Consider the following 26,401-nt stretch of genomic DNA (forward strand, 5'->3'; position numbering starts at 1 on the left):
GTGAACCGCGAGCTATTGGGAAACGTCCCGGCAATGATATTGCGCCGAAACGCAACTGTAACAGGCGCTCTTGCACGCCCACCTCCTCCTGTCGTACAGTCGCGCTACACGCCAAGCGCCCAGCATCTCGGCTCAACGAGCTACCCGCATCCGTACCTCGCTTCTAGGACGCGTTCCCCGCACTGCATTCAGTATGACCTTTGCCCCCTGCACCCGTACCTTCGGGCGCCGCACATCATATTTCAAACGGCTTTGCGCTCGTAATCAGCACTCATAGTGCGACTCGCCAAGGCATCTTCCAAAAGGAACCGCGTGCAGGACCAGCACATACGGGAAAACAAACGCCAAACTCGCATATGGCACAGCACGAATAGACCAATAAAACCAGTTGGAGCACATCATGAAACCGGCACAACTCATCATCGCCCGTACGATCGGGATCTTCGTCGTGGCCACAGGCATCGTCTACATCTCATGGCGATGGGCATTCACGCTCAACATGAACGCCCTATGGCTGGCGATTCCCCTCGCCATCGCCGAAACATACTCGCTCGGGGAGGCGGTCCTCTACACATTCACCATGTGGCACGCCCGCAAAAGGCCGTCGCCACGCTCAGCCCGCCCAGGGCTGAGCGTGGATATCTTCATCACCACCTACAACGAGCCGCTCGAACTGGTGCTGAAAACCGCGCTCGCCGCCAAGGGCGTGACATACCCGCATAAGACTTGGATTCTCGATGATGGGCAGCGTCCGGAATTCGAAACGGCCGCGCTGCACCTCGGCGTCGGATACATTACCCGGGGCGCCGAGTGGGAGGGCAAGCCGCGCTTCGCCAAAGCCGGGAACATCAACAACGCCCTGTTCCAGACCGACGGCGAATTCATCGCCATACTCGATGCCGACCAAGTGCCGAGCCCCATGTTCCTCGACCATGTGCTCGGCTATTTCGAGGACGAGGCGGTGGCGTTCGTCCAGACGCCGCAGGAGTTCTGGAACGTAGGCAAGGCCGATCCGCTGGGCAGCCGGGCGGAACTGTTCTACGGGCCGATCCAACGGGGCAAGGATGGCTGGGATGCCGCGTTCTTCTGCGGCTCCAATGCGGTGCTGCGGCGTGAGGCGCTGATGGCGCTTGGCCTGTCGTCGTACACGAGCAGCTCGCTCGCCACAGTGCGCCGCGTGCTGCGCCGAGCCAAAATGCAGACGCAGGACCTACGCGCCCGGTGGCATCGTGTCAACCCAGCTGCGGAACATACCGCAGTCAAGGTCATTGCCTCGATCGCCCGTTGCGAGGCGAAATTGCGTCGAGGGCAGCCGCTTGTCGATATCCTCGACCAGCTCGCCGACGACATCGCCGAGTCCCAGCAGATCGAAGTCGCCTTGCCCGACGACATGCTTGTCGCCCTTGCGCAGATCGAATCGGAGATCACGCACATCGCCAGCGAACAGGCCTTGGTCATCAACCCGATGCGGACGAATTCCATTACGGAAGATATGGTGACGGCGCTGCACCTGCACGCCATGGGCTGGTCGAGCGTCTATCATCATGAAGTGCTGGTGCAAGGCTTGGCGCCGGAGGATCTCAAAACCATGCTCTCGCAGCGCAACCGATGGGCATTGGGCACCATGCAGGTGTTCTTCATGCAGAATCCGCTGTTCGTGCCCGGTCTCTCCCTGGGTCAGCGGCTCATGTACCTGTCTACCATGACCAGTTATCTCAATGGGTTCGCGGCAGTCACGTTCCTCGCCGCACCCATCGTGTATCTCACCACCGGAATATTCCCGCTGAATGCCGACCCCGTGGTGTTCTTCGCGCATTTCCTTCCCTTCTTCCTGCTGTGCCAAGCGTTCTTCCAAGTCACCGGCCATGGCTGCCGAGGCATATGGAAAGGGCAGCAGATGTCGATCGCGCTCTTCCCCACATGGATCGAAGCGACCATAAAGGGTTTGGTGGCGGCCACAACCGGACGCCGCATGACCTTTTCGGTGACGTCCAAAACGAAATCCGAAGCGAATACGGGTTTCCGGTGGATTATCCCCCAGCTCGCCGCGATGGGCTTGCTGCTCACAGCTTCCGGCGTCGGTGTGGCGCGCATGGCATTCGGCGCCTCCGGCCTGCCTTCGACCATAGTCTCGCTCGCCTGGGTTGCGATCGACATGGCATTGCTGTGGGCCGCTGTTTCAGCAGCACGGTATCGTGGGCCGAAAGCCAGCGAGATCGCCGCTCCGTCGATGCCGCAGCACGAACTGCTGGCGGCATTGCTGACCAGCTCGACATCCTCGGAGCCCAATACGCTAAGCGAGCAGCTCAGACAGCTGCGCGTCTCCCCCAGCGTGCCGATGAAGGACGATGCCGCGATCGGCTCGAAGGTGCATGCAATCGGCCCCATCCTCGACGCTCATGCGGCTTTGGGGTTGCGCAACGCGGTGGCCGCAGAGCTCGGCGGCCACCGGAACGGCCATGAACGGATCATTCTCGTCGACGTCTCGAAGGTGATCAGCGTGAGCTCGGCTGGCATCGCTTGCCTCATGCAAACGCTGCACCTGGTGCGCGCCGAGGGCTCGGACATGCGCATCTTCGGCGTTTCGCAGGCGCTTGACACCGCCAGCCTCTCCTATCGCATCAATGGCCTGACCCGTGTGTACAAGGGGCTGGCGGAAGCGTGGGCGGCGCACCCCAGCGGCGCAGCCCGCAAGGCCGCGCTGGATCAATCACGTCTTGGCCACGCACAGCCAGGCCAGCCGCAGCCAGGTCAATCGCCTGAGGCCAGCGTCTCGACCGAAACCGACGTGACCTATACGACTTTGGCAAGCGATGCCGCGAACGCCGCCTGAGCCGCTTGGCTCGAGCTGATCCGCCAGTCCCTCTCCTTATTCGCATCGAACCAGATGAAACCCATCACCCGCTCCTGGGAGGAACAATGACTCATCAGCCTGGCGATCCACTCCGCTTTCGACTGCCCGGCCGCGGCGCCTTCGGCGGAAGCGGTCTCGGATATGAGGATCGGCTGCGTGCCCGGAAGCGCCCGCAGCTGGCCCAGACCCGCATCGAACAGCGCGGCGGGCTCGACCCACGTGTGCCCGTCGCCCTCGCCCCAGTTGTAACCGTCCAAGCCGAGGATATCGACCGCGTCCGCGCCGGGATAGGCGGCGGCGAGGTCGCTCGTCTGATTGGCGACAGGAACGTTCGGCGACCACAGGAACTGGACATTCGAAGCCCCGACGCTGCGGAAAAGCTTATGGACATGCCGCCACGCGGCGACGTAATCCCCGCTCGTATTGCCGTTCACCCCGACCGCCCACGGGTACCAATCACCGTTCATCTCGTGCGCGAAGCGCAGCACCACGGCGAATCCCAAGTCTCTCAGCCCCGTTGCCCAACGGATGAGACCGACGTCGTGGCCACCGGCGGCGATCCGGGACAAGGCGAAATCGGGTTGCGCGACGGCCGCAGCCGTTGCGTCATCGCCGCCAGAGCCCGCAGGGGGATCCCATGGTTCAAGGGAAAGTATCGGCGTTGCGCCAAGACCCGAGATCTCACGCAATTGCACGGCAGGCACCGCTTCTGCGAGCGCAGCGAATTTGAGGACGTAATCCGGGTGCGCGCCCGCGATATCGGACACTTGGCCATAACTTTCCGAAAAAGACTCCGAAGCCGGCAGATACACCCCCCACTTCAACGCGTGCAGGGAAGCGGGCGGGACGGAATCGGCAGCAGCGTCTATACCGGACGAGCCGCCGGTTTCCGAGTCGGGCCCGGCGCACGCGGCCATCAAGGCAATCGTCAAACACGCAGCCCCCACGGCAAGCAGCGTCCGCATCGTCAATGGTCGCATTCGCATAAGCCACACCGCCTCCCTGCGTTCAGCCGCACACCATCGCTGCCTGCCGCGTCTTGTCATCCACTTCAGCCCGTCAGCCGTTCTGCCCCGGCAATTCACTCAGGTCAGGAATTCATGACCCATCCGGCAGCCACGCCTGTCCTGACCGCCTTGCCTTACCGCCCGCGTCTCTCTGCCGGTAAGGATCACGAGCCGATGCGTTTCACGACCGACACGATCAAGAGAGCCCATTATGTCATCGTTCAATAACCAATTCAAAGGCCCCGACCAATTCCCCCACAAGTCCAGGCGCCTGCGCCGGGCCAGCATGCTGGTTCCGGTGCTGCTTATGGCCGCAGCAACGATCGGCGTCGCATGGATGATGAACCGAGTCGTGCCGGCATCATCGTCGGCGCCATCCGAACACGAGTTCTGCGTGGCGAACGATGCCAGTCTGATCATCCCCGACAAAGGCGTGCTGTTCGGAGTCAATCTGGACTGGGACAATGAGTCGCTCGCGCAGTACAAGGAGAATCTCGGCCACGCTCCGGCAATGGCCGTGCAATTCACCGACATCCCCTATGATCGCGAGACCTGGCAGCATACGTTGGACGCAGTCGAGCAGGTGCGAAGCAACGGGGGCGCGTTGCTGCTCACGCTCGAACCGCATGCCGGGCTTCCTGCCGTCAGCACCGACGTCATCGCCCAACTGGTCAAGGATCTGCGCGAGCTGAACGACAGCGGCGTGCCGGTCGTGCTCAGATACGCCCATGAAATGAACGGATCGTGGTATGCGTGGGGCCAACAGCCCGCGGAATACATCGCCTCCTTCCGGCGCGTCGCCGCAGCGGTGCACGAGGGCGCCCCCGGCACTTCGATGATGTGGGCGCCCAACTACGGCGGAGGATACCCGTTCTTCGGCGGCAAATTCGCAGCGGCCGAGGGAAGCGACGATTTCAAATTGCTCGACACGAACAACGATGGCGCGTTGACGATGTCGGATGACTCGTATGCGGCCTATTACCCCGGTGACGACGTAGTCGATTGGGCGGGAATCTCGCTGTATCACTGGGGCAATCAGCGCCCTTGGGGAGACAACGATCTGCTCGCGGAAGACCACAAGTTCGATGAGATGCTCACCGGAAACTATTCAGGCACCGCAGGCAACGACATAAGCGTCCCTGATTTCTATCACGTCTACGGGGAGCTGCACGACAAGCCGATCGCCATACCCGAGACCGCTGCGATCTACACGCCCTCGCGCGGCGGCGCGGACGAGCTGGCCATCAAACAGGCGTGGTGGCGTCAGGTGTTCTCCGATTCGTTTGGCCGCGAGTTCCCCAAGGTCAAAATGATCAATTGGTTCGAATGGCAGAAGGAGGAAATCGAGATCGACGATACCGTCGACTGGCGCGCCGCAGGCAGCCCGCACGTGCGCGACGCCTTCGTCGCCGATCTTCCCTCGTGGCTGCACTATGCGCAAGACGTACGCGCCTGCAAGTCGCAATAAGCGGGTTCTTATGTGGCGAAGTGCTGCGGAAAGAAATACATGCCCGGCCAACGGATTCGAAAACAGCCTTCTGCGCCCGCTACGATAGTGAACATATTGCATTTCAAGAGTTATTGATTTCGTTTCGATATGTTGGTTCTGTAGAGAAGACGAAATTCGATAGTTATCTATTGTTTTTCGATAGATACTCGCTGGTATGAGTGTTATACAACCTGCGCAGGATCCCACGCGGGATGCGACCGACGACGCAACGACAGCCATATCCGAACCGAACACATGCAAAGCCCAGCCGCCAGCTGCAGGGCAACCCCAGCCGACTGCGCCAAGCCCCGAAACGTCGAAGCCGCTTCCCGCTCGCGCCCGGCTTTTTGCGCTGCTGCTCGGGGCGCTGGCCGTCGCCGTGTGCATTGACCGGCTCGTGTTCACCAGCGAACCCCGCACGATTGTGCTCCATATCGCCATCTTCTGGATGGTGTGTCTGGCGGCAAGCATGGCACTGTTCCTCCGCAGTGCACTGCACCAGCCGATGTGGTGGTTCCTCGCGGTTGCGCTGCTGACGCTGCTGATCCGGATACTGACGTTTCCGGATTCACCGGGCGACGCGAATTCCGACTACCAATTCCTGACCTTGCTGCTGCTCGCGCCGGCCTTGCTCATGCTTCAACTGCAGCTCGGAACGGGCCGTTTCGAACCGTATCATCCCTCGCGCAACATCATACGGTGGTTTGGCGGCTGGTTCGTCGACCCGTTTTCCTACCTGCCGAGATTCATTGCAGCGCTGCAAGCAGTCACTGCCTCGAAGATCGACGCCGAGGAGCAGGACACCGCGCCGGCGAACCGCCATCTCGCCCGAAAAATCGCAGCTGCCGCGCTGATCGCCGCACCTGTGCTCGCGGCGCTCGTCAGCCTGCTGTATTCCTCGGATCTGGTATTCGCCTATTTCGTCCAGCGTTTCATAGGCGATATCGACCTGACGCACGCAGCCCTCCACCTGCTGGCGATCGCGATCCCTTTCCCGTTCCTCTTCTCCCTGCTGGCAAATGTCAATCGCCGGGCGGACGCAGAGCCGATTGTGCCCGCTGGGCAAACCGCCGCCGCACTAGCCCGGCAATCGATCCAGCAGTCGGCCCAGCGAAGGGAAACCTTCGACGTCATCATCGTCGAGTTCGTGTTCGGCGCCGTATTGGCTCTGTACTCAGCATTCAGCGCAGTCCAGTTCGCCTTCCTGTTCGCGCGCCAAGGGCTGCCGAACGGCTACACCTATGCGCAGTACGCACGAGAAGGATTCTTCCAGCTGCTGCTGGTGGCCTGCATCAATCTGATCGGCTTCGGCATCGTCCTGCTATTCTGCCGCCGGACGAAGACGGTACTGGGCATGCAAATCGCCCTGCTCGCGGCCACCGCTGTGCTGCTGGCGTCATCGGCCACCAGACTCGGACTGTACATCAATGTCTACGGCCTGACCTGGCTGAGATTCGTGTCGATGGCATTCATCGCCCTGCTGGCGGTGATTCTGATGCTGTGCCTCATGCGCCTGTTCGCCGCCCGAGTGCCGTTGCTCACCGTCTGCTTCATTCTGCTCGTGGTGTGGTATCTCGTGTTGGGGGCGCTGAATCCGTCGGGATTCATCGCGGCCTACAACAGCGCGCACGGCCTATAACAACAAAAGGCCATTGCCGCCGGCAAGACGGCACCCAGCGGCGCCGGCATCGCCATTGCCGCTGGGACGTTGCCTGTGGAAAACGAATCCGCAGAGACGAATGGATTTGGACGCCCCCTACGAATTGGCGACCGCGTATTACAGATCCGGCAGGGAGTGCCGACAGGCCTTAGAACTCTTCGTACTCGGCCGGATCCTGGTTAGCGAGACGTCCGTCGGAACGGCCCAGGGCGGTGATCTCAGCCATTTCTTCGGGGCTCAGCTCGAAGTCGAACACCGACAGGTTCTGGACCTGACGCTCGGCATGGGTGGCCTTCGGCAGCGGGATGACGCCCTGCTGCACATGCCAGCGCAGCACGACCTGCACCAGGCTGCGATGATGGGCGTCGGCGATGCGCTGGATGGCCGGGTCCTGCAGCAACGAACTGGCCCGCCCCAGCGGTGACCACGCCTCGTCGACAATGCCATGCGCCGCATCCCATGCACGTTGTTCGGCCTGCGGGAAATAGGGGTGCATTTCGATCTGATTCACCGCCGGCGTCACACCGGTCTCGTCGATGAGCCGTTGCAAGTGCTCGGGCAAGAAGTTGCTCACTCCGATCGAAGTGACCAGTCCGCGCTTTCTCGCCTCGATCAGCGCCTTCCACGCCTCGACGTACTTGCCCTGCTTCGGGTTCGGCCAGTGGATGAGATAGAGATCCAAATGGTCGAGGCCGGTGCGGTACACCGATTCCTCGATGGTGGCCAACGCCTCCTCATACGCATGATGGCGGCCAGGCAGTTTCGAGCTGACGAGGATCTGCTCGCGAGGCACATCCGATCGACGCACCGCCGCACCGACAGCGCCTTCATTCTCGTAGTTGAAAGCGGTGTCAAGCAGGCGATAGCCGTTGCCGAGCGCACTGTCGATGGCGTCTGCGCCCGCTGCGCCGTTCAGCTTATACGTGCCGAATCCGACAGCTGGCAACACATGCCCGTCGTTCAGCGTCAGCGTAGGGATACTGGTAGTTTCAGTAGCCAAAAGACCATCCTCCTTGTAATTCGAACTGCTTGCATTGAACTGCCTGCGGTTTGGGTTACGCACCACATAATCATTGTGTTACGAATACATTCAGTTATCGGCGCATCCCGAAATCACGCGTCATAGCAATCGCAGTGCGGCTTCGCATGGCCTGCGACTCACATGCCGCGGCGCCGCACGCCGCTATCCCATGCGTGACGAGACCGCACATCGCTGGCGTGGACATCGCTGCCGAATCCGCACTCGCGCCACGCTCCTCACCTGTATTGCTCTTTTATCCTACTACGATACTGCTAGTATCGAAACTATGAGACCACTTTTTACGCGTTCCGATAAGTCTCCGGCGGCTCGACTCACAGCACTGCCAACAGCTCCGCCACCAACGACATCATCAGCTCCGCCATCGGCCAACGTCCGCCGTGGCCACGGCGGACGGCCTCGCAGCGAAAGCTCCCGCCGCGCCATCCTCGACGCTGTAGCCGCGCTGGTGACCACCGTCACCCCTGCACAGATCACGATCGCGGCGATCGCGGCGCGAGCTGGCACCGGCAAGTCCACCATCTACCGCTGGTGGACTTCGCGGGCCGAACTGCTGTTCGACGCACTGGCCAGAATCACCGTTCCGACGCTCGATTTCCCGGACGAAGCCGACACAGCCACTGCCCTCGCCACTCAGCTTGAGGCCTTGCAGCGCCTGTTCGCCGATCCATATCTCGGCCGGCTGATCATCGCGCTGACCGTCGAAGCCCAGGAGAACCCTGCTACTGCGCAGTCCTTGCGCCGGTTGTGGCTTGCCCCGCGCCGCGATTCCGCAGCCCGCATTCTGCGGCGAGGGATAGCCCGCGGCGAAATCCGCCCGGATATCGACATCGAGATCGCCATCGACCAGCTCTTCGCGCCGCTGTATCATCGTGCCCTCTATTACTATGGCCAGAGTTGCGACGGAGGTCGCGAAGAAGTTCCCAGCGCCGGCGACGAGAACAGCCGCCACGACGACAGTGCCGATGGCGACGGCCTTGGCGGCGCAGCCCGCCGTGCCGCCAAGGCCGTCGAACAATTCATCGCCGGAGCCGCGCCGCGCCTGGAGCGCAATACCTCGGAGCATGCCGCCGCAAGCACCGAAGGCCGACGCTCATGACGGATCTCGTGCCCTCCGACACGCAGCCCGTGGCACAGCCCTCGAAACAGTCCGCAGGGTCGCCAGAATTACGACGGCATGCCGCTTCCCTGTGGCTGATCGCCATTATTTTCGCCATCGCCATGTCATTCACGACTGTGCCCACTACGCTCTGGTCGCTCTACGAAAGCGCCGAAAACTACAGCACCATGATGGTCACCGTGGCTTTTACCTCCTACTCGTTCGGCGTGCTGCTGAGCCTCGTCCTGCTGGGTCACATCTCTGATTGGAGAGGCCGCCGGCCGCTTATCGCCGCCAGTCTGTTATGCCAAGTCGCGGCCGCCGTGGCGCTCATGGCCACCCAGGCATTCATCCCAGTAGTCATCGCGCGTTTCGTGAGCGGCATCGGCGTCGGCACGCTCACCGCCACAGCCACCGCATATCTCGCCGAACTCGCCGTTGCAGGCGGCCGCATCTCCCCTTCCATCGCGCTGGTGATCGCCACCGCCGCCAACCTCGGCGGCCTCGGCGCCGGGCCGCTCGTCGGGGGCGCACTGGCGCAATGGGCTCCCGATCCCTTGGTCGTGCCGTACGGCAGTTATCTTGTGCTGCTGATCATCTGCCTCGGCGCGCTATGGCTTGAACCGGAAACCGTGGCTATTCGCCCGCAGCAGTATCACCCGCAGCGCATCCGGGTGCAGCGGGCCGACCAGGCGGGCTATATGGTCGCCATCGGCGTGGGAGCCGCCACGTTCTGCGTGCAAGGCCTGTCCACCTCGTTGTTTCCGCAGCTGCTCGGCTGGCTCGGCATTCATTCTCGCTTCTGGCAAGGCCTCCTGGTGGCCTGCGTGCTGTTCGCCTCCGCCACGACCCAGATCATGATGCGCTCGCTGGCCGCCTCACGGCTTATCCTGACCGGCCTGCCCGCCATAGGGCTGGGAGTCGTTCTGATGCTATGCGGCGTGATATCGGTTAATGGCGTGCTCTTTGCGCTCGGCGGCATCATCGGCGGAGCGGGCGGGGGCTCCGCATTCCGCGGCGCGCTCGCCCGCGCCCAGCAGCTCGCGCCGGCAGACGCGCAGGGAGAAGCCGCGGCCGGCGTTTTCGTCGGCGCATATCTGGGAATGTCTGTGCCAGTGCTCGGCATCGGGTTCGCCTCGCTTGCCGGAGTGCCGATTCGCATCTCGGTAGCGGTGTTTACGCTGTTCGTGCTTGCTTTCGCCATCTTCCTGGCCATCGGAACCGTCAGAACCCGTCGACGCAATTTCCCCTCGAGGCGATTCGGCAAGAACGCCGACGGCTACGATTGATCCCGCACACAATTCCGCACCAGCACGCTCAGAAGAAGATACCCCCACATGAATAATGCACTGACGATACTGTGGATGGTCATGGGCGTCGCCGCAGGCACACTGCTGCCGCTGCAGAACACGGTCAACACCCGATTGGCCAAGGCGCTGCGCTCGATCATGCTGGCGACCGGCGTCTCATTCGCCGTCGGCACGCTGTTCTTAGGGTTCGTGCTGCTTGCGCTCAGGCGGCATTTGCCGTGGGGCGAGGCCTTCGCCCAGCAGCCCGCTTGGATCTGGCTTGGCGGGCTGTTCGGCGTCTCATTCTTCACTGTGAACATCATTCTCATGCAGCATTTCGGCGCTTCCATCACTGTGGTGTTCGCTATTTGCGGCCAGGTGATCGGCGGGCTGGCCATCGACATCTTCGGCATCTTCGACGTCACCCGTCAGGAGCCCTCCTTCGGTCGATTTGCGGGCACGGCGCTGGTGGTGGCCGGCGCGATACTGGTCAATATGACCACTCGCCTGCACACCGATGCGCCCGCCGATGCCGACGACACAGCCCGCCCGGGGATGACGCAACGCATTCTGCTGCCTGTGGCCGGGGTGCTTGGCGGATGCCTGAGCGCCGCACAGACTACGGTCAACGGCCGGCTCGGCGCGGTACTCGGCTCGCCGACAGCGGCTTCACTCGCATCCTTCTCAGTAGGCGTCTCATGCATCGCGCTGTTCATTTTCGTGACCATCCGGTCGCATATGCATATTCCTGCAGCAGCAGCTACGCTTCCGTGGTGGGCATGGGCCGGAGGCGGAGTCCTCGGAGCGCTCTACGTGCTCGTCAACGCCGTCGATGCCCCTCTGCTTGGTACTTCCCTGACCGTCAGCGTCGTATTGTTCGGTCAGATCGCCGGCGGACTCGTCATCGATCATTTCGGTTTGCTCGGCCTTGCCCGCAGACCCGTCACCACTCAACGGCTTGCGGGCGCAGCCCTGGTGCTCATCGGCATCGTGCTGACGCGTTTCGTCTTGTGAGTTGTTTTGAACCGGATATAGAACCGACTGGCCACGGCACTTGTCTGACGGTGAGGGACAAGCATGCAAGAACGAGCCGAAGCCGTCACCGCGCACCTTGGCTGAATCAACCGACGCCACGCACGAAACATATAACGGAGCATTGCGCCCCTGAGAATCGGATTAAAAGATATCCGTCTCTTCCTGCCGAGTTCCGAACCCAGTACCTTCTATGCGTCGCTCGTCCTCTTTTGCCCGGCGCTCCACCCGCTTGATATCCTCGGCCGCGGGCAGGTCTTCCGGCGCCACGCCTCGCTCGACAAGCGCCTTGCGCACGCTCGAATTATTGGCAACATGCTCATTCGAAATAGCATTCGCGCCATGCAGATCATTCCCCTCTATGCCATAGTTGGTCATCTGCGTCGCAAGCTGCTTAGCGGTTACCGCTATGGGGTGCAACCGATCGGCGAGCGGATCCTTTCGAGGCGCGCCGATATGCGATTTCATCTCAGCAGTCGACATGCCGAACAAGGCACGGTCGCCCTTCGAACGAATGATGCCAAATCCCCTATCGTCCACTCCCCTTTCATAACCCAGATCCGACAATCGTCTCTCCTCATCCGACAAGGCGTGTCTGGTAGCTATGCGGCCCAGTTCCTCCATACGACGGCCAATGAGTTCAGCGCTTCTGGTCTGCAAGGCGAAATAGCTCTGCAGCAGGGCTACGGTCTCCTTACGAGGGTCACCGTTTTGCGCCACAAGATAACAGGCATATCGCGTAAGCCTTATATCTCTTATGGAACGCTTCGCGCCGCTGCCGAGCTCAACTTCCCGATCTGTCTTTTGAAAATGCGACTGCACAGGAATGCCCGAATTCTGGCACGCATCCTGCGCCCTCTCTAACGCATTCGAGAAATTCTCCCATTTTCTGTACCCCATGTAAGTCATGATTTCCCGGGCGAACCAGAACTCAACGCCCCCGCCATCAACACGAGACAAATCATCGAGCTCCCTCGCTCGAAGACCAATCGCTTCCTCGTCCATGGCCTTCCCCTCCTCCGACCTTTTTCCTGACGTCAGGAAAAAGGTCATGCACCGATGTCCCAAGCTTTTCCGACGCGCTAAATAACCGTTGCCTTGGAACGATCGTATCAAAACGACCGGCCCTATTCGTGCAGATAAATTCCGCCTGCCACACCTGTGGTTGACACCGCACGGTCGGATGAATATCCTATGAAGTTACCTACCACCTGGTAGGTAGCGATGGTAGAGACGTTGTTTTGTGCCGCTGCAAGACATACTCTCATCAATCGCACCATGACGAAATATCTATTCGTGCCAACTGCACAGAGGCGGACGGCGAACAGTTGCCCAAGGGAGGGTGGCGTGAACGATGGCATTTCAAGCGCCGAAAGCGGCAGGCGGCTACAGAATCGCTTTGCCGGCGGCCGCCATCATCTGCCTGGCAGCCGGCATTCGCCATCGCGACCATCAAGAAAGCCAAATAAGGCAGGCGGCCGCATGCCAGTGCGTTACCGACATGGGACATAATCAATATGCAAAGGAGCACCTCACATGAGCAACGAAACCGCAGTGACAAATGCCAGCCAACCGGCGGCGGACACAGTCAGGGCCCTGTCCCTCGAAGAGAAGGCGAGCTTGACTTCGGGCGCCGACGCCTGGCATTTGCAAGGCATCGAGCATGCCGGCATAGAAGGCTTCATGATCACCGATGGCCCGCACGGGCTGCGCAAAGCCCTCAACGACACCAGCGCGAGCATCAACGAATCGGCGCCGGCCACCTGTTTTCCGCCGGCCGCCGGGCTATCCAGCTCGTGGAATCCTGATCTCGTGCGCGACGTCGGCAAGGCGATGGGCGAAGAATGCATACAAGAGAAGGTCGCGGTGATTCTCGGTCCCGGCGTCAACATCAAGCGCAATCCGCTCGGCGGGCGCTGCTTCGAATTCTGGTCGGAAGACCCATATTTGGCTGGTCATGAGGCCGCAGGCATCGTCGAGGGCGTGCAGTCGCAGGGAGTGGGCACGTCATTGAAGCATTTCGCCGCCAACAATCAGGAGACCGACCGCCTGCGCGTCGACGCGCTCGTCTCGCCGCGCGCGCTGCGCGAAATCTATCTGCCGGCCTTCGAATACATCGTCAAGACAGCCGATCCCTGGACGCTGATGTGCGCCTATAACAAGATCAACGGCGTCTACGCCTCGGAAAACCGCTGGTTGCTTACCGAAGTGCTGCGCGGTGAGTGGGGCTACGACGGCATGGTGATGAGCGATTGGGGCGCTGATCACAATCGCGTCGCAGCGTTGAACGCCGGGCTCAACCTGCAGATGCCGCCAGACGGCACTGATGCCAAAGTCGTGGCTGGCGTGCAAGGCGGCGCATTGAACGAGGAGCAGCTCGACCGGATGGCGGCCGGCGTAGTCGAATTGAATGCCAAGACCGCACCTGCGATGCACCGCGACGGCTACCATTATGACATTGCCGAGCATGACGATGTTGCACGCCGCGCCGCAACAGAGTCGGTCGTGCTGCTCAAGAACGAGGGCGGTTTGCTGCCGGTCTCCAAGAGCGCACATATTGCGGTAATCGGCGAGTTCGCACGAACGCCGCGCTATCAGGGCGGCGGCTCCTCGCATATCACGCCGAACAGGCTCAGCTCCTTTCTCGAAGCCGCCGCGCTCAAAGGCATTGATGGCACGCAGCTGACATTCGCGCCCGGGTTCACGCTGGACGACGCGCCGCAGGATCCGGCGCTCACCCGCAAGGCCGTCGAAGCGGCCACCGGCTCGGACATCGTGCTGCTGTTCCTAGGGCTGCCCGCAGATGCGGAATCCGAAGGGTTCGACCGAGAGAGCATAGATCTGCCCGCCAAGCAGCTGGAACTGCTCGACGCGGTGGCCGCCGCCAACGCGAATGTCGCAGTCGTACTCTCAAACGGCTCGGTGGTTTCGATCGCCCCCTGGCGCGACCGTGCGCAGGCAATCGTCGAAGGCTGGCTGCTTGGCCAGGCCGGCGGCACCGGGCTGGCGGATGTGCTCTTCGGCGACGCCGATGCCTCCGGCCGGCTCGCCCAGAGCATTCCGCTGCGCATCGAAGACGATCCGAGCATGATCAACTGGCCGGGCGAGGAAGGCCATGTCGAGTATGGCGAAGGCGTGTACGTGGGCTATCGGTACTACGACAGCTTCGGCAAGGAAGTCGCCTATCCTTTCGGTTATGGCCTGTCCTACACAACATTCGACATCAGCGACATCGCGGCTACGCAGAGCAGCGGCAACATCAAAACCAACACCGCTTCGGTCAGCGCGAAGGTCATCAACACCGGCGGACGCGACGGCTATGCGACCGTACAGGTCTACGTGGCTCCCCCAAAGTCGAAGGTGTCCCGGCCTGTGCATGAGCTCAAAGGTTTCAAGAAAGTATTCCTCAAGGCAGGCGAGTCCGCCACGGTGAGCTTCGACCTCGATGAGCGCGCATTCGCCTACTGGTCCACGCGCCTCAACGACTGGCATGTGGAGGCCGGCGACTACCGAATCGAGGTTGCCACCTCCTCGCGTGATATCGCTGGCGCCGCGCAGGTCACGCTGCCCGGCGACGGCAAGAAGTTGCCGCTGAACGAGTGGTCGACCTTCGGCGAATGGCGCGTCGATCCTATCGGAGGCCCGGTCATCGACAGCTTCATGCATAACGCATCCAGCCAAGACGCCTTGGCATTGGACGACCCCGCCATGCGCATATTCCTCGAAAGCTTGCCGGTCAACAGCCTGTCGATGCTCGTCGGCGTGGGCAGCGACGAAATCATCAGCACATTGATGAGCGGCTATCGCAAGCGTTTCGAAGCGGCTGGCGAAGTCGAATAACATTGGCCGGGGAATGCAGCCTTGGGCACTGCCGACGGCAATGACACCGGATAGCGTTGCACCGCTGGTGCCGTTTGCCATAGGCAGCGCCCATTGCCTTTGCCCGGCTTTCCCGCCGACGCCGCTGCGATAAGGCTACGACGCAAAAGGCGCGGCATATGACGGCATACGATGGTTAGGGTGCATATGGCGCAATCAGGAGAAAACAATCAGATCGAACGCATCGCGCAGGCGACCGCCCACGCGCTCGGCAGGCGCGGCTACTACGGCACGACGCTGCAGCAGATCGCGGACGCGGTGGGGCTGACCAAGCCTGGCCTGCTCCATTACGTCGGCAACAAGCAAGGTCTTATGCAGCTCACGCTCGAATGGTATGACTCGAGCGTCAAAGTTTCAATCGTTCTGGCGCAATACCGCACCCGCGAGCAGGATCCCCACGCGATCTATTCCATGCCTTCGGCACTGCGCGGCATCGTGCAGTTCAATGCGCTCCGGCCCGACCATGTACGCATGTTCAGCATCCTTAACGCCGAAGCCATCAGCGCCGAGTCGCCCTTCCACGAGTATTTCCAAAATCGTGACCGCACCTTGGTTCGGGATTTCCTGAATTACCGTTGGAAGGCACCGGAAGGCACCGATCTCGCCGCGGTCCTCTCCACCGCGTTCAATGCGATGGACGGGGTACAGATCCGCTGGCTGCACGACCCTCGGCACACCGATCTCAACGCCCTCTGGCGGCAGACCGAACGCACCATATTCCCCTTGCCGCAATGGGAGCCATACATGTGATTCGGCCTGCTTCAGCTTGACCATCCTGCAGAAAATCACCATCCTCCAACTTGCACGCGCGAAACTTGGCCTTCGAGCCGCCCACGCATTCACCTGCGCGGCGGCTCGAAGGCCAAGGCTACCGCGCTCACGTCGTCGAGGCCGTGACCGTGCTCACTGACCTGGTCGAACAGCGCCTTCTGACGGTCGAGCAGATCGGCGCGGAAGCCGTTGCCGGCCATGACCTCGCCGACAAGGCTCAGATCCTTGAGCAGCGCGTCGACTGCGAATTGCGCCGAGAAGTCGCCCGCGATGACCTTGCCGCCTTTGAGATGCGCATAGGGCGAGTCGGTCGTCATGCCTTTGATGACATCCAGGAACAGCTGCGGATCGGCGCCCTCGCTTTTGAGCAGTTCCACCGACTGGCATGCGGCGGTGGTGATGCACGCCAGCCAGAGATTGCACGCGAGCTTCACCAGGCTGCCCGATCCGACGGATTCGCCGCAATGCACGATCTTGGTCGAAATCGCGTCCAGCACTGGCCCGGCTTGCTCGAAGAGCGCCTGGCTGCCACCTGCGATCAGCGTCAGGCCGCCGTTTTCGGCCTGATCCTTGCTGCCCATCATCATCGTTTCGACCAGATTGGCGTCCTGCTCTTGGGCGAGCCGAACGGCCTTGCGCGTCCCCTCGATGCCGATCGTCGCCATCTGCACCCAGACCGCATCGGCCGGAGCCGCATTGATGCCGCGCTTGATCACATCCAACACGCTGTCGGCGTCATACACCACGACCAGAACCACATCAGCTCCGGCCAGCGCGTCGGCGAGCTCCAGCTCGACCTTCACGCCGTAATCACGCAACGGTTCTGCATGGGCAGCGGTGCGGTTCCACGCGGTGACATCAAACCCGGCTTTGGCGAGCGCCTTTGCGATGCCTCCGCCCATGATGCCCGTGCCAAGAACCGTGACCTTCGCAGCCGTGGCCGCCGTCTGCGCATCCTTTTCGCTGTTCATATGCATTCCTCCTATAACCTAATCCATCATTTCAGGCCGTGTTTTCAGATTGTGTCCTCGCCCTGCATGGCGCCCAAACCCTGCGTCGATTCCTCGCCCGAGACGATCATGCGGCGATAATAGCCGTCGCGCTGCATCAGCTCGTCATGGCTGCCCTGTTCAATAATGCGCCCGGAGCCGAGCACGATGATCCTGTCGGCGTCGCGGATCGTCGAAAGCCTGTGCGCGATGATCAGCGTGGTGGTATGCGCTGACACGTTCGCGATGGCCCGCTGCAAGAGGGATTCGGTGCGCGAGTCGATGTTCGCGCTCGCTTCGTCGAGAATGAGCACACGAGGGTCGTGCGCGATCGCCCGGGCGAAGGAGAGCAGCTGCCGCTGGCCGGCCGAAAAGGTTTCGCCGCGCTCCATCACCGGCTCATTGATCCCGCCGGGCAAACCGTCGACGAAAGGCTTGGCATACGAAGCGGCGAGCGCGCGCTCCACTGCGGCATCGTCGATCGGGTCGTTGAGTGCGATATTCTCTTTGATCGTCCCGGAAAACAGGAACACATCCTGCAGCACGAGCGCCACTTGTCGGCGCAGGTCGCGCCTGCGAATCTCATTGATATCGATGCCGTCAACGAGTATCTGGCCGTGCTGGATCCTGTAGAAACCGCTGATCAGATTCGTCACCGTCGTCTTGCCCGCCCCGGTGCGCCCGACGAACGCAAGGGTGGAGCCGGCTGAGGCCGCGAAACTGACGTCTTTGAGCACCCAATCCTCGTCGTGGTAGGCGAACCATACGTGCTTAAATTCGATGGTGCCGCGCATGTGCGTCACAGGGCACCCGTCATCCAGGTCTTCGAGCGTGTCGGATGTGTCGAGCAGCGTGAAGATGCGGTCGGCGGAGACAAGCGCTGACTGGATCGTCGTGTAGTTGTCGGCCATGTCGGAAATCGGGTCGAAGAACTGGGAGATATACGAGGTGAACGCGTACAGCACGCCGATCTGCAGGCTCTGGTCGGATATCCTGCCCATGCCGTACCAGATGATCAGCGCGATGGCGAGATTCTCGAATGCGGTGGACGCCGGCTTGAGGATGCTGTTGATGAGCACCTGCAGCCGCGAGATGTCATAGTAATCGGTGTTCAGCGTTACGAAGCTGCGCCTGCGGGTGGACTGCTTGTGGAACATCTGAATCGTGCGCATGCCCGCCAGCGTTTCGGCCATGAAGCCATTGATCCTGCCGACCAGCCGCTTCATTCGCGCGAAAGTATTCCGCACGGCTTTGCGCATGAGGAAGATGATCAGGAACATCACCGGCAGCACACTGAACGAGACCAGCGTGAGGTGGATGTCCATCGCCGCCATGGCCGCCACCGTGCCGCCGATCAGGAACACGTCCTGGAACAGGCTCAGCAGCACGTCGGTGTACAAGTCGCTCAGTGCCTCGGTGTCGTTCGTCGCGCGCGTGATCAGGCTGCCCGACGGCGTTCTGTCGAGCCGGCTCAGCGGCAGCAGCTGGATGGTGGTAAACACGCGGCGGCGCAGATCGCGCATGATCTCCTGGCCTACCCGGTTGATGACATTTGTCTGGACGACGCTGAACAGGCCACTAGCTGCGACAACCGCCAGATAGGCCACGGCCATGCCCCACAGCGAGAACATCCCATGCTGCGGCACGCGGCGGGTCAGGAAGTCGTCGATGACGACTTTGAGGATGTACGGCTTGGCGATCAGTGCGCCGTTGACAAGCAGCGTACAGGCCATTGCGAGCACGATAGGCTTCCAATGAGGGATATTGAGCGCCATCAGGCGCCGGAAAGCATGCCGCGGCGCCGGACGGTTGGCGGCCGATCGATTCGCAGCCGACTGCGCTGCCGTTCCATCATCGGCGTCAGACGAGCCAGCCGTTGCTGGCGCCGTCGTGCTCGTGCTGGAGCTGGTATTCGACGATGTCATGGTATTCGCCCCCTCTCTCCAGAAGCTCCTCGTGCGTGCCATGCTCGGCGATGCGCCCGCCATCCATGACGATGATGTCGTCGGCGTCCCGGATGCTCGAGATGCGGTTGGACATGATGATCGTCGTGCGCCCTTGCCGCTCGTGCCGCAAATGCTGCAGGATCGCAGCCTCGGTGACCGTGTCCACTGCGGAGAGCGCGTCGTCGAGGATGAGGATGCGCGGCTGCCGGATCAGCGCCCGGGCGATGGCGATACGCTGCTTCTGCCCGCCAGAAAGGTTCACCCCGCGCTCGCCGAGCACGGTGTCGAAGCCCTGGGGCAGCGCGTCGATATCCTCCTTGACATTGCATGCCTCGGCCATGGCCTCGATCTGCGACTGATCGGGATTCGGCGAGAAGAAAGCGATGTTGTCGCTCACCGACGCGGAGAACAGGAAGACGTCTTGCGGCACCACGCCCATTGCATCGCGCAATGCTCCGATGTCGATGTCGTTGATGTCATGCCCTGCGATGCGGATGCCGCCGCGTTCCACGTTGTACAGGTGCAGCAGCGCCGCGACCAGCGTGCTTTTGCCCGAGCCGGCGGCGCCGATCACGCCCAGCGTCGCGCCGGCCGGCACAGTCACCGAAATATCGCGCAGCGTCGGCGCATCGGCGCCAGGGTAGGCGAAGGTGAGGTTGCGCAACTCCACCGAGCATTGTCTGGGCAATTCGCGCACTGTGCCAGTGTCCTCGATGGCCGGTTTCACGTCGAAGATGTCGTCGAGCCGGCTGAGCGAGGCCGTGCCGCGCTGCACGATCGTGATGACCCGGCCGATGTTGAGCACCGGCGCCAGAATCATCGCCAGATACCCGTTGAACGCGACGAAGCTGCCGAGCGAAATATTGCCGTCGAGCACCATACGCCCGCCGATAGCAAGGTTCGTCGCGAAGCTGGCCGTGAAGCACAGTTCGATAAGCGGAGCAAGATACGCCGAAATATGTACCATGCTCATATTCGAGTCCATCATTCGCTGATTGAGGCCTTCGAAGCGGCGCACCTCGCCGTCCTCCTGCGCATAGGCCTTGATGACCCGGATGCCGTTGATGTTCTCATTCACTCGGTCTGAGATCGCGGAGAAGGTCTCCTGCACTTTGCGGAAGCGCCTGCGCACGCGGCCGCCAATATGCATCATGATCCACACCATGAGCGGCATGGGAATGAGAGCCAGCGCGGTGAGCTGCCAGTCAATGCTCCGGGTCATCATCACCACGGAGATCACGCATATGACGATGCCGTTGATCGACATCGAGAGCGCCGGGCCGAACGTCATGCGCACCGCGTTGATGTCGTTGATGGCGTATGCGATCAGATCGCCGGTTTTACGACTGTTGTAGAACTCGGGCGACAGACGCTGGAACTGGTCGAACAGCGAGTCGCGCAGATGGTATTCGAGCTTGCGTGCGTTGCCGATGATCAGGTTGCGCCACAGCAGCGTGAACGCGAACACGCCCGCCGCGATGCACAGGATCCACGCCAGCTGCACATAGACTGCGTGTGCATCGAACCGCGGGGTTTTCATCAGGTCGATGATGCGGCCGAGCACCTTCGGGAACAACGTCTGCACATACGAGGCCAGCAGCATGAACGCCACGCCGCAGGCATACGAGATCCAGTGGGTGCGCAGAAAATCAATCAGCATCCTGACGCCTGAGCGCGATGGTTTGCCCGAGGTCACCCCCGACTCCGCCGACTCGACGGTCCGCGCTGCTCCACCACCCATCCGCCGCCTCCTGCTGCATGTCGTGCCCTCTACAGCCTATGACGGCGTGCGACATGAAGGCGGCGGACGCCGCTGAAATTCGCGTATGGATGATTGATTGCGCAATTGGCGCATAATCACTGAACCTCAGCGCATGTTGGGCTGCCGACAGCAAGGCCATGGCGTAGTGCGTTGGGATTTCATAACTGTACTCTCGAAACGGACCGCATCGGCGTTATTTGTAGCAGGTCTGCGTCCCTGCAGGCATCTATCCGCCTTATTTGTAGCACTGATCTTATGCCAACACGAATATTGCTTGCTGAAAATGGCGGGTTTATAGCATCCAATACTCGAGGCGTCATGAATCAGCGCTACAAATAAGGCGGATAGATGTCTGCAGCTATGGAAATCTGCCTCAAATAAGCCAGATATGCGAAACACAAGGTATATACGGCAAAGCTCGAAGAAGCCCGCTTACTCGCTCACATTCAGCGGGTGATCGCGGAAGCAATACCGCTCGTCCCGCTCGCCGATCCTTCGTGGGACTCTGCAGGGCACGCCAATCGTCACGACATTAGCCGGGATGTCGCGGCCCACGATCGCTCCCGCCCCGATCACCGAGTCGTCGCCAATAGTTACGCCGGGCAGGATCGACGCGTTGGAGCCGACTCACACGTTACGGCCGATGCACACGGGGATCGCATAGGCGTAATGGTGCTCACGCAGAACCGGCAGAATCGGGTGCCGGCAGTGGCGATCACAACACTCGGCCCGAACGTGCATCAATCAACGACCGCGGCCTCGGCGGCGTCGACGGTCAAATTGACATTGCAATACACGCACTGGCCCATATACACATCCCAGAAGCCCCAATTGGCATGCGCAGGCGTCTCAATATGGCAGCTTTCGCCGACTTCCGCGAACATAGCTTTCGGCATCGCATCCTTGGCTGCCACATCGATGGGACGCAGCTGGTTGAACTCGTGCAGCTGCTCCTGGTACTGCAATCGGTCGCCCACAATCACGGGATCGTCGTAATGGTGCGGCAACCCCCGCGCCCGCATGCTTACATTGTTCATTGTTCGGTGCCCCACTCGCCCGCCACATAGCCTCATCGCAGAATCATATCGTTCATGCCCAATGTCATGTACACGCGATCGCAGACAGACTCCTGACTATAATCTTCTATAACTTAATCGGTTCAGAAATTGTGGATTCTGCGATATAGTAGGGATCACGACAAGCTCAACGAGGAAGGTCCGGCATGACACAGGCGCACCACGCAGCAGCTGCGCTCGACCCGGCGCCGCCTCGGAATTCCCCACCGGCAGCAGATGGGAAGCAGCCATCCGACTCGTTATCAGCCGTCAACGCCTTGGCCGAATATCATGATTCCCACTCGCCCCGGCGGTCGCGTCTCGCTATTCTGCGCGCCCTGCCATGGCGAGGCAAGTGGCCGTATTTCCGCGACCAGCTCCTCCTGAAAACAGTGGCAGGCCTGACGGCCATCGGCATTGTGGTTTTTCTGGCAGTCCATATATTTGCCCCGACCGTCAGGCCGAGGCTCTATATCGCCGTGATCGACGGAGCCTTGTCTTCGCAAGGTGCAGCAGCGCTGCAATCGCAGACGGCACAGGCATTTGACCTGCCCGAAGGACGCGACGGCGGCGTCGTGATCGACGCGTCCTTCAATTTCGACGAAGGGGATCTGGGCAAGTTGCAGACCTTGCTCAGCAGCGGCGAAGTCGATGCGATCATCGCGCCGCCAAAGGATTTCACAGCGCTTGCCGGATACGGCTATTTCACTGCATTGAATACGTCGCTCACTGCATCGCAACGCGCCGAATCCAGCAGCGACTGGGTGCGTTTGCGCGGCTATGACGACGCTGATTCGCCGGATGCCTTTTACGACGGCTCAGGCAAAGGGCCAGTCCGGGCGTATGGCGTTCGACTCGCGCATGCAAAGGGCTGGGGCGCCTTGCGCCCTGCACAGCCTGATGCGATGATCGGTCTCGCGCAAAGCTCGAAGCATCTTGACACGGCTCAGGCGTTCTTCGACTACCTTTACCGAGGACTGCACCCGTGAGAACGATACCGCTGGGGCCGGCACTGGCGCAGCCAGAATCTCCGCATCCGCACAACCACAACCATCAGGAGGCATCATGCGGTCTTTGAGACCCGGCAGCGTGTTCGACGATTTCATGTCGCGCATCGGCGATCTGGCGATGCTCAACGTCGCCTGGGCAGTGTGCTGCCTGCCCTTTGTCACCATCGGCGCCTCGACCGGCGCCATGTACGAAGTGATCCGTTCGCTTCATGAAGGCGATGATGCGCACGTCCTGCGGCAATTCTTCCGCGCATTCAAACGGCGTTTCGGCACCTCGCTGGCACTGACGCTTATTATGCTCGCCGTCGTAGCGCTTGCCGCCTTCGATCTGTGGTACACGACCAAGCTGATGCCTGGCGCGGACATGGCCTCGCTGTCATGGGGCGTTATCGTGACATTGAGCCTCATGCTCTCGGCTGGCGCCGGATTTATTTTCCCAGTCATGTCGCGCAGCAAACTGACGATATGGGCACAGATCAGGCAATCGTTCGCCGTGGCCCTCCACCACCCGTTCACTGCGGTGTCAATTCTCGCGCTCGACATACTCCCGTTTGCCATAGCGACCTTCGCGCCCGGCGGCCTGCCCTTCGTCGTATTCTTCTGGGGGCTGCTGTTCACCGCCGCCAGCGCATATCTCGTCATCGGCATGATGCTCAGGAACGGCATCATCCAGCCCAAACCCCTTCCGCGATTCAACCGATAGCGCTTTACCTTCAATCCCAGGCATTCAGCTCTGCACGATCCAGGAATCTGATATACCCTTCCCGGGCGAAACGGCGGAAATCAGGGCCAGTGCGCTCATGCGACAATGGCGTGCCGTAGATGTTCACCTCATCATGCCAGGAGTTCGTCCACGCAAGATACCACAACACCCGTCGCGTGAGCGCGCTGGAAGCCGCCGCTCTGTCGAGGAACTGCGTCCAAGGCCTGTCCGGCACTCCTGCGAGCGCATTGGGAGTGCCCACCTCAGTCATCGCCGGAAGTTTGCCATGCGCCTGCGCCACGCGGGCGAGTTCTTCCAACGAGAGCTCGAATCCGGCGAGTATCCGCCCGGGATCGCCCGGGTTGTCTTGGCGTCCGATGTCGATGTAGTCGTCGAGCCCGAAGATATCGACGAACCCGTCTCCGGGATATCCCCGCAGATAGTCCTCGGTGAACGTCGCGCGGTCCAGACGGATGCGGCTACGATCGGGCGATATGGCATACAGCAGATTGTGCACGCCGCGTTGGTCGCGCAGATAGGTGACGACATATCGCCATAATGCGGCGAAGTCCTCTTCCGCAGCGTCTGCCTCCGGGCCGAACTGCCCGCTTTGCCCGTGGCGCCGAAGCCGCTCCACGTCCTGCTCGCTTTCGCCCCTTCCGCCGACGCACCACCAGAACCAGTCGCCGTTATGCTCGTGGAACGGGCGGAACACGATTGGAATGAGCGCCCCTTCGTCATCCGTCAGCGATAACGCGAACTGCGCGAAGGCATCCAGCCACTGCCGGTAACGTTTGTGGCTCGATCCGCCTGGCAGTACAGCGGCCACTGATCCATGAGCCAGATTCTGCCCGTACCCGCCGCCGGTGATCGGATTGACCGAATGCCAACTGACCGTGATGATGCCGCCGCGACGATAGTCCTGCCGAACCGCGTTTCGAACACGCTCAAAGTATTCGGTGTCATAATCACCAGCGCCGAAACGCTCAAGGCCTCCCAACTCGAAGCCGGATACAGCCGGATACGTCCCCGTGGCCTCCAGCACATCGGATGCCGCGCCGCCGCTATTGCGTGCGACCAGCTCATCTGATTGGTGGCCGAATAGCGCATGCTGCCCGCTTGTCCGGTTCAGCCGCGCAAGCAACTCGAACCCAGCCGGGCACAGACGGTCGTCGACCGGAGCAACGACGCTGTCGGTGATGGGCATATCTTTTGTCCTTTCTTACCCTGCGAGCGGTCCACTGGAGTCACGGAATACCAGCTCGTTGTCGGCCTCCTGGATGGAGCCGACGTGTTTGCCTGCGATGAGGTCGAGCAGCATGCGGGCGGCATGCTGGCCTTGGGATACGACGTTGCGTCTGCGGGCGGTGATGCTGGGCACACTGACCTCGCACATGAAGGAATCGTCCCATGAGACGATCGAGAGCTGGTCATGCACCGCGACGCCCATATTCTTGGCCGCGGTCAGGGCAGCCAACGCCATGACGTCGTTGTCGTAGACGATTGCGGTGGGCGGGTGCGGCAGCGACAGCAGGCGCTCAGTGCAGCGGCGCCCCTGTTCGGGCGAATAGTCGGCATGGAAGCAGCTATAGGTCATCCCTAGGGCCGCGGCCTCCTCCATGAACGCGTTGTCGCGGATGAAGGTGTGCCCCAGCCGTTCCGGCCCGGCCACGCGCGCAATGCGGGCGTGGCCCAGCTCATTGAGATAATCGACGATGAGATGCGCCGCGGCCTGCTCGTCGTCATACAATGCCGGCAGCCCGCCAGCCATCGAAGGATTGCACAGCGCCACCACGGGCATGCGCGCATCCTGTTTGAGCAGCGTGATGCGAGGGTCGTCCAGTTCGACGTTCATGACCAGCATCGCGTCCACCGCTCCGGAGGCAATCCATTCCCTGATGACATCCAGTTCGTACTGCTGATTGCGCGAGGAACGAATAAGCAGCGAATAGCCTTCCTTCTCCAGCTCAGAGGTCAGCCCGGCGATCAGCTCGGTGGTGAAGGACTCCACCGACAGCACGCTGGTATCGTAGGTGAGCACGAGGCCGACGCTGTTGGTCGCGTCATTCGACAGGGCTTTGGCCGCGCTGTTCGGCCGCCAGCCCATTTGCGCGGCGACATTGAGCACGCGGTCCCGTGTAGCCTTCGACACCCCGGCCTTGCCGTTCAAGGCATAGGAGACGGCGCTGTTTGACACGCCCGATGCCTTGGCCACGTCGGAGATCGTGACCCTCATCTTCTCTGCGACCATATGCTCCACCTCGCTGTCAGGGCGTCTCCTGCAATTCTCGGCACCAGACGCGCGCACGGACGGTTCGCGCCATACGTCGCCCGCGCTGTGCCGGTGCCCTTCCTATCATAGGCCGCAGAAAGGCTTGAAAAAGAACGGCCGGAAATATCGCAACATGGTATCGCCACGCTCGGTGCCGCCTGCTCAGTGCCGCGTCCGCAGGTCATTGGCAGTGCGCAGCACCATGGAGTCCGTGAACCGCGCCGGCTCCGCATCCGATTCCGATGCCACATGCCATGTCACCGATTCGCCGGGCAGCAGGGTTGCCATACCGCCGTCGATCGTGGCGTTCGGATCGACCTTGTCTACCATGCAGAACACGTCACGCGCATATGCTTTGGCGGTGATCTCGATATCGTAGCCGTCCGGGGTCCTGGCGACGCTGGCATCAAGCGGGTCACCGTCCAGCCGCTGCTCCACGACTTCGGCGCCGTTGTAGATCGCACGGGGGAACGCGCTGTCATGCGGCGTGGCGACGATGATTTCGTCGGTTGGGCATTGCAGCGCCGCGACATCCTCCGGCAATG

The 26,401-nt window shown here is 61.4% G+C and carries 20 protein-coding genes and 1 pseudogene; 10 read left to right on the plus strand and 11 right to left on the minus strand.

The features are described from left to right. The first annotated feature begins 400 nt into the window (after nt 1-400). On the plus strand, nt 401-2,833 hold the full coding sequence (locus LKG04_RS05225; RefSeq protein WP_291760973.1) for a glycosyltransferase: 2,433 nt from the start codon (nt 401-403) through the stop codon (nt 2,831-2,833). Here the strand turns inward: LKG04_RS05225 and LKG04_RS05230 are convergent. Continuing rightward, nucleotides 2,794-3,840, minus strand: coding sequence for a glycoside hydrolase family 26 protein (locus LKG04_RS05230; protein WP_291763377.1), 1,047 nt, complete (start codon nt 3,838-3,840; stop codon nt 2,794-2,796). The two genes, LKG04_RS05225 and LKG04_RS05230, sit on opposite strands and share 40 nt — an antisense overlap. A 232-nt stretch (nt 3,841-4,072) precedes the next feature. Between LKG04_RS05230 and LKG04_RS05235 the strand changes: the two genes are divergently transcribed. Then, nucleotides 4,073-5,329 (plus strand): glycoside hydrolase family 26 protein, encoded by a 1,257-nt coding sequence (locus tag LKG04_RS05235; RefSeq protein WP_291760977.1) that lies wholly within the window; start codon nt 4,073-4,075, stop codon nt 5,327-5,329. 196 nt (nt 5,330-5,525) lie between these two features. Next, nucleotides 5,526-6,989: a DUF4153 domain-containing protein gene (locus tag LKG04_RS05240; RefSeq protein ID WP_291760980.1), complete on the plus strand. Its 1,464-nt coding sequence runs from the start codon at nt 5,526-5,528 to the stop codon at nt 6,987-6,989. A gap of 169 nt (nt 6,990-7,158) precedes the next feature. Here LKG04_RS05240 and LKG04_RS05245 read toward each other — a convergent pair whose 3' ends face one another. Continuing rightward, entirely contained in the window at nt 7,159-8,010 is an 852-nt protein-coding gene (locus LKG04_RS05245) for an aldo/keto reductase (protein WP_291760984.1), read from the minus strand. A 307-nt stretch (nt 8,011-8,317) separates the two neighbouring features. On the opposite strand from LKG04_RS05245, the gene LKG04_RS05250 reads away from it, so the two are divergent. The 3 genes from LKG04_RS05250 to LKG04_RS05260 are packed head-to-tail and all read left to right on the plus strand — an operon-like array spanning nt 8,318 to nt 11,451. Beyond that, nucleotides 8,318-9,148, plus strand: a complete 831-nt coding sequence (locus LKG04_RS05250) for a TetR-like C-terminal domain-containing protein (protein ID WP_291760986.1) — start codon at nt 8,318-8,320, stop codon at nt 9,146-9,148. Continuing rightward, nucleotides 9,145-10,437 (plus strand): MFS transporter, encoded by a 1,293-nt coding sequence (locus LKG04_RS05255; protein WP_291760988.1) that lies wholly within the window; start codon nt 9,145-9,147, stop codon nt 10,435-10,437. The genes LKG04_RS05250 and LKG04_RS05255 overlap by 4 nt, the downstream gene beginning before the upstream one ends. 48 nt (nt 10,438-10,485) lie before the next feature. Further along, on the plus strand, nt 10,486-11,451 hold the full coding sequence (locus LKG04_RS05260; protein WP_291760990.1) for a DMT family transporter: 966 nt from the start codon (nt 10,486-10,488) through the stop codon (nt 11,449-11,451). 162 nt (nt 11,452-11,613) lie between these two features. Here the strand turns inward: LKG04_RS05260 and dinD are convergent, their stop codons facing one another. Continuing rightward, nucleotides 11,614-12,474, minus strand: a complete 861-nt coding sequence (gene dinD / locus LKG04_RS05265) for a DNA damage-inducible protein D (RefSeq protein WP_291760992.1) — start codon at nt 12,472-12,474, stop codon at nt 11,614-11,616. 531 nt (nt 12,475-13,005) lie between these two features. Here dinD and LKG04_RS05270 point away from each other — a divergent pair. After that, nucleotides 13,006-15,309 (plus strand): glycoside hydrolase family 3 C-terminal domain-containing protein, encoded by a 2,304-nt coding sequence (locus tag LKG04_RS05270; protein WP_291760995.1) that lies wholly within the window; start codon nt 13,006-13,008, stop codon nt 15,307-15,309. Between the two features lie 186 nt (nt 15,310-15,495). Beyond that, nucleotides 15,496-16,098 (plus strand): TetR/AcrR family transcriptional regulator, encoded by a 603-nt coding sequence (locus LKG04_RS05275; protein ID WP_291760997.1) that lies wholly within the window; start codon nt 15,496-15,498, stop codon nt 16,096-16,098. 89 nt (nt 16,099-16,187) lie between these two features. Here the strand turns inward: LKG04_RS05275 and LKG04_RS05280 are convergent, their stop codons facing one another. The 5 genes and pseudogenes from LKG04_RS05280 to LKG04_RS05300 form a co-directional block, all read right to left on the minus strand. Then, on the minus strand, nt 16,188-17,090 hold the full coding sequence (locus LKG04_RS05280; RefSeq protein ID WP_291760999.1) for an NAD(P)-dependent oxidoreductase: 903 nt from the start codon (nt 17,088-17,090) through the stop codon (nt 16,188-16,190). Between the two features lie 44 nt (nt 17,091-17,134). Beyond that, nucleotides 17,135-19,033: an ABC transporter ATP-binding protein gene (locus LKG04_RS05285; RefSeq protein WP_291761001.1), complete on the minus strand. Its 1,899-nt coding sequence runs from the start codon at nt 19,031-19,033 to the stop codon at nt 17,135-17,137. After that, entirely contained in the window at nt 18,969-20,795 is a 1,827-nt protein-coding gene (locus tag LKG04_RS05290; RefSeq protein WP_291761003.1) for an ABC transporter ATP-binding protein, read from the minus strand. Before LKG04_RS05290 ends, LKG04_RS05285 begins: the two co-directional genes overlap by 65 nt. Before the next feature lie 453 nt (nt 20,796-21,248). Further along, nucleotides 21,249-21,431 (minus strand): annotated as a pseudogene (locus tag LKG04_RS05295) (sugar O-acetyltransferase); the annotation flags it as partial. A 125-nt stretch (nt 21,432-21,556) separates the two neighbouring features. Beyond that, nucleotides 21,557-21,853, minus strand: coding sequence for a maltose acetyltransferase domain-containing protein (locus tag LKG04_RS05300; RefSeq protein WP_291761004.1), 297 nt, complete (start codon nt 21,851-21,853; stop codon nt 21,557-21,559). 185 nt (nt 21,854-22,038) lie between these two features. On the opposite strand from LKG04_RS05300, the gene LKG04_RS05305 reads away from it, so the two are divergent. Both LKG04_RS05305 and LKG04_RS05310 read left to right on the plus strand, forming a co-directional pair. Then, nucleotides 22,039-22,860, plus strand: a complete 822-nt coding sequence (locus LKG04_RS05305; RefSeq protein WP_291761006.1) for a hypothetical protein — start codon at nt 22,039-22,041, stop codon at nt 22,858-22,860. Between the two features lie 76 nt (nt 22,861-22,936). Continuing rightward, a complete protein-coding gene (locus LKG04_RS05310) occupies nt 22,937-23,584 on the plus strand; it encodes a YesL family protein (protein WP_291761008.1) in 648 nt (215 codons plus the stop codon). Between the two features lie 10 nt (nt 23,585-23,594). Here LKG04_RS05310 and LKG04_RS05315 read toward each other — a convergent pair whose 3' ends face one another. The 3 genes from LKG04_RS05315 to LKG04_RS05325 all read right to left on the minus strand — a co-directional run. Continuing rightward, entirely contained in the window at nt 23,595-24,791 is a 1,197-nt protein-coding gene (locus tag LKG04_RS05315) for a glycoside hydrolase family 26 protein (RefSeq protein WP_291761009.1), read from the minus strand. A gap of 15 nt (nt 24,792-24,806) precedes the next feature. Further along, nucleotides 24,807-25,835 (minus strand): LacI family DNA-binding transcriptional regulator, encoded by a 1,029-nt coding sequence (locus LKG04_RS05320; protein ID WP_291761012.1) that lies wholly within the window; start codon nt 25,833-25,835, stop codon nt 24,807-24,809. Nucleotides 25,836-26,018: 183 nt separating this feature from the next. Continuing rightward, on the minus strand, nt 26,019-26,401 hold a 383-nt coding region (locus LKG04_RS05325), incomplete at its 5' end, for a glycoside hydrolase family 2 protein (RefSeq protein WP_363300888.1).

The sequence above is a fragment of the Bifidobacterium sp. genome (assembly GCF_022640935.1).
Classification (GTDB): domain Bacteria; phylum Actinomycetota; class Actinomycetes; order Actinomycetales; family Bifidobacteriaceae; genus Bifidobacterium.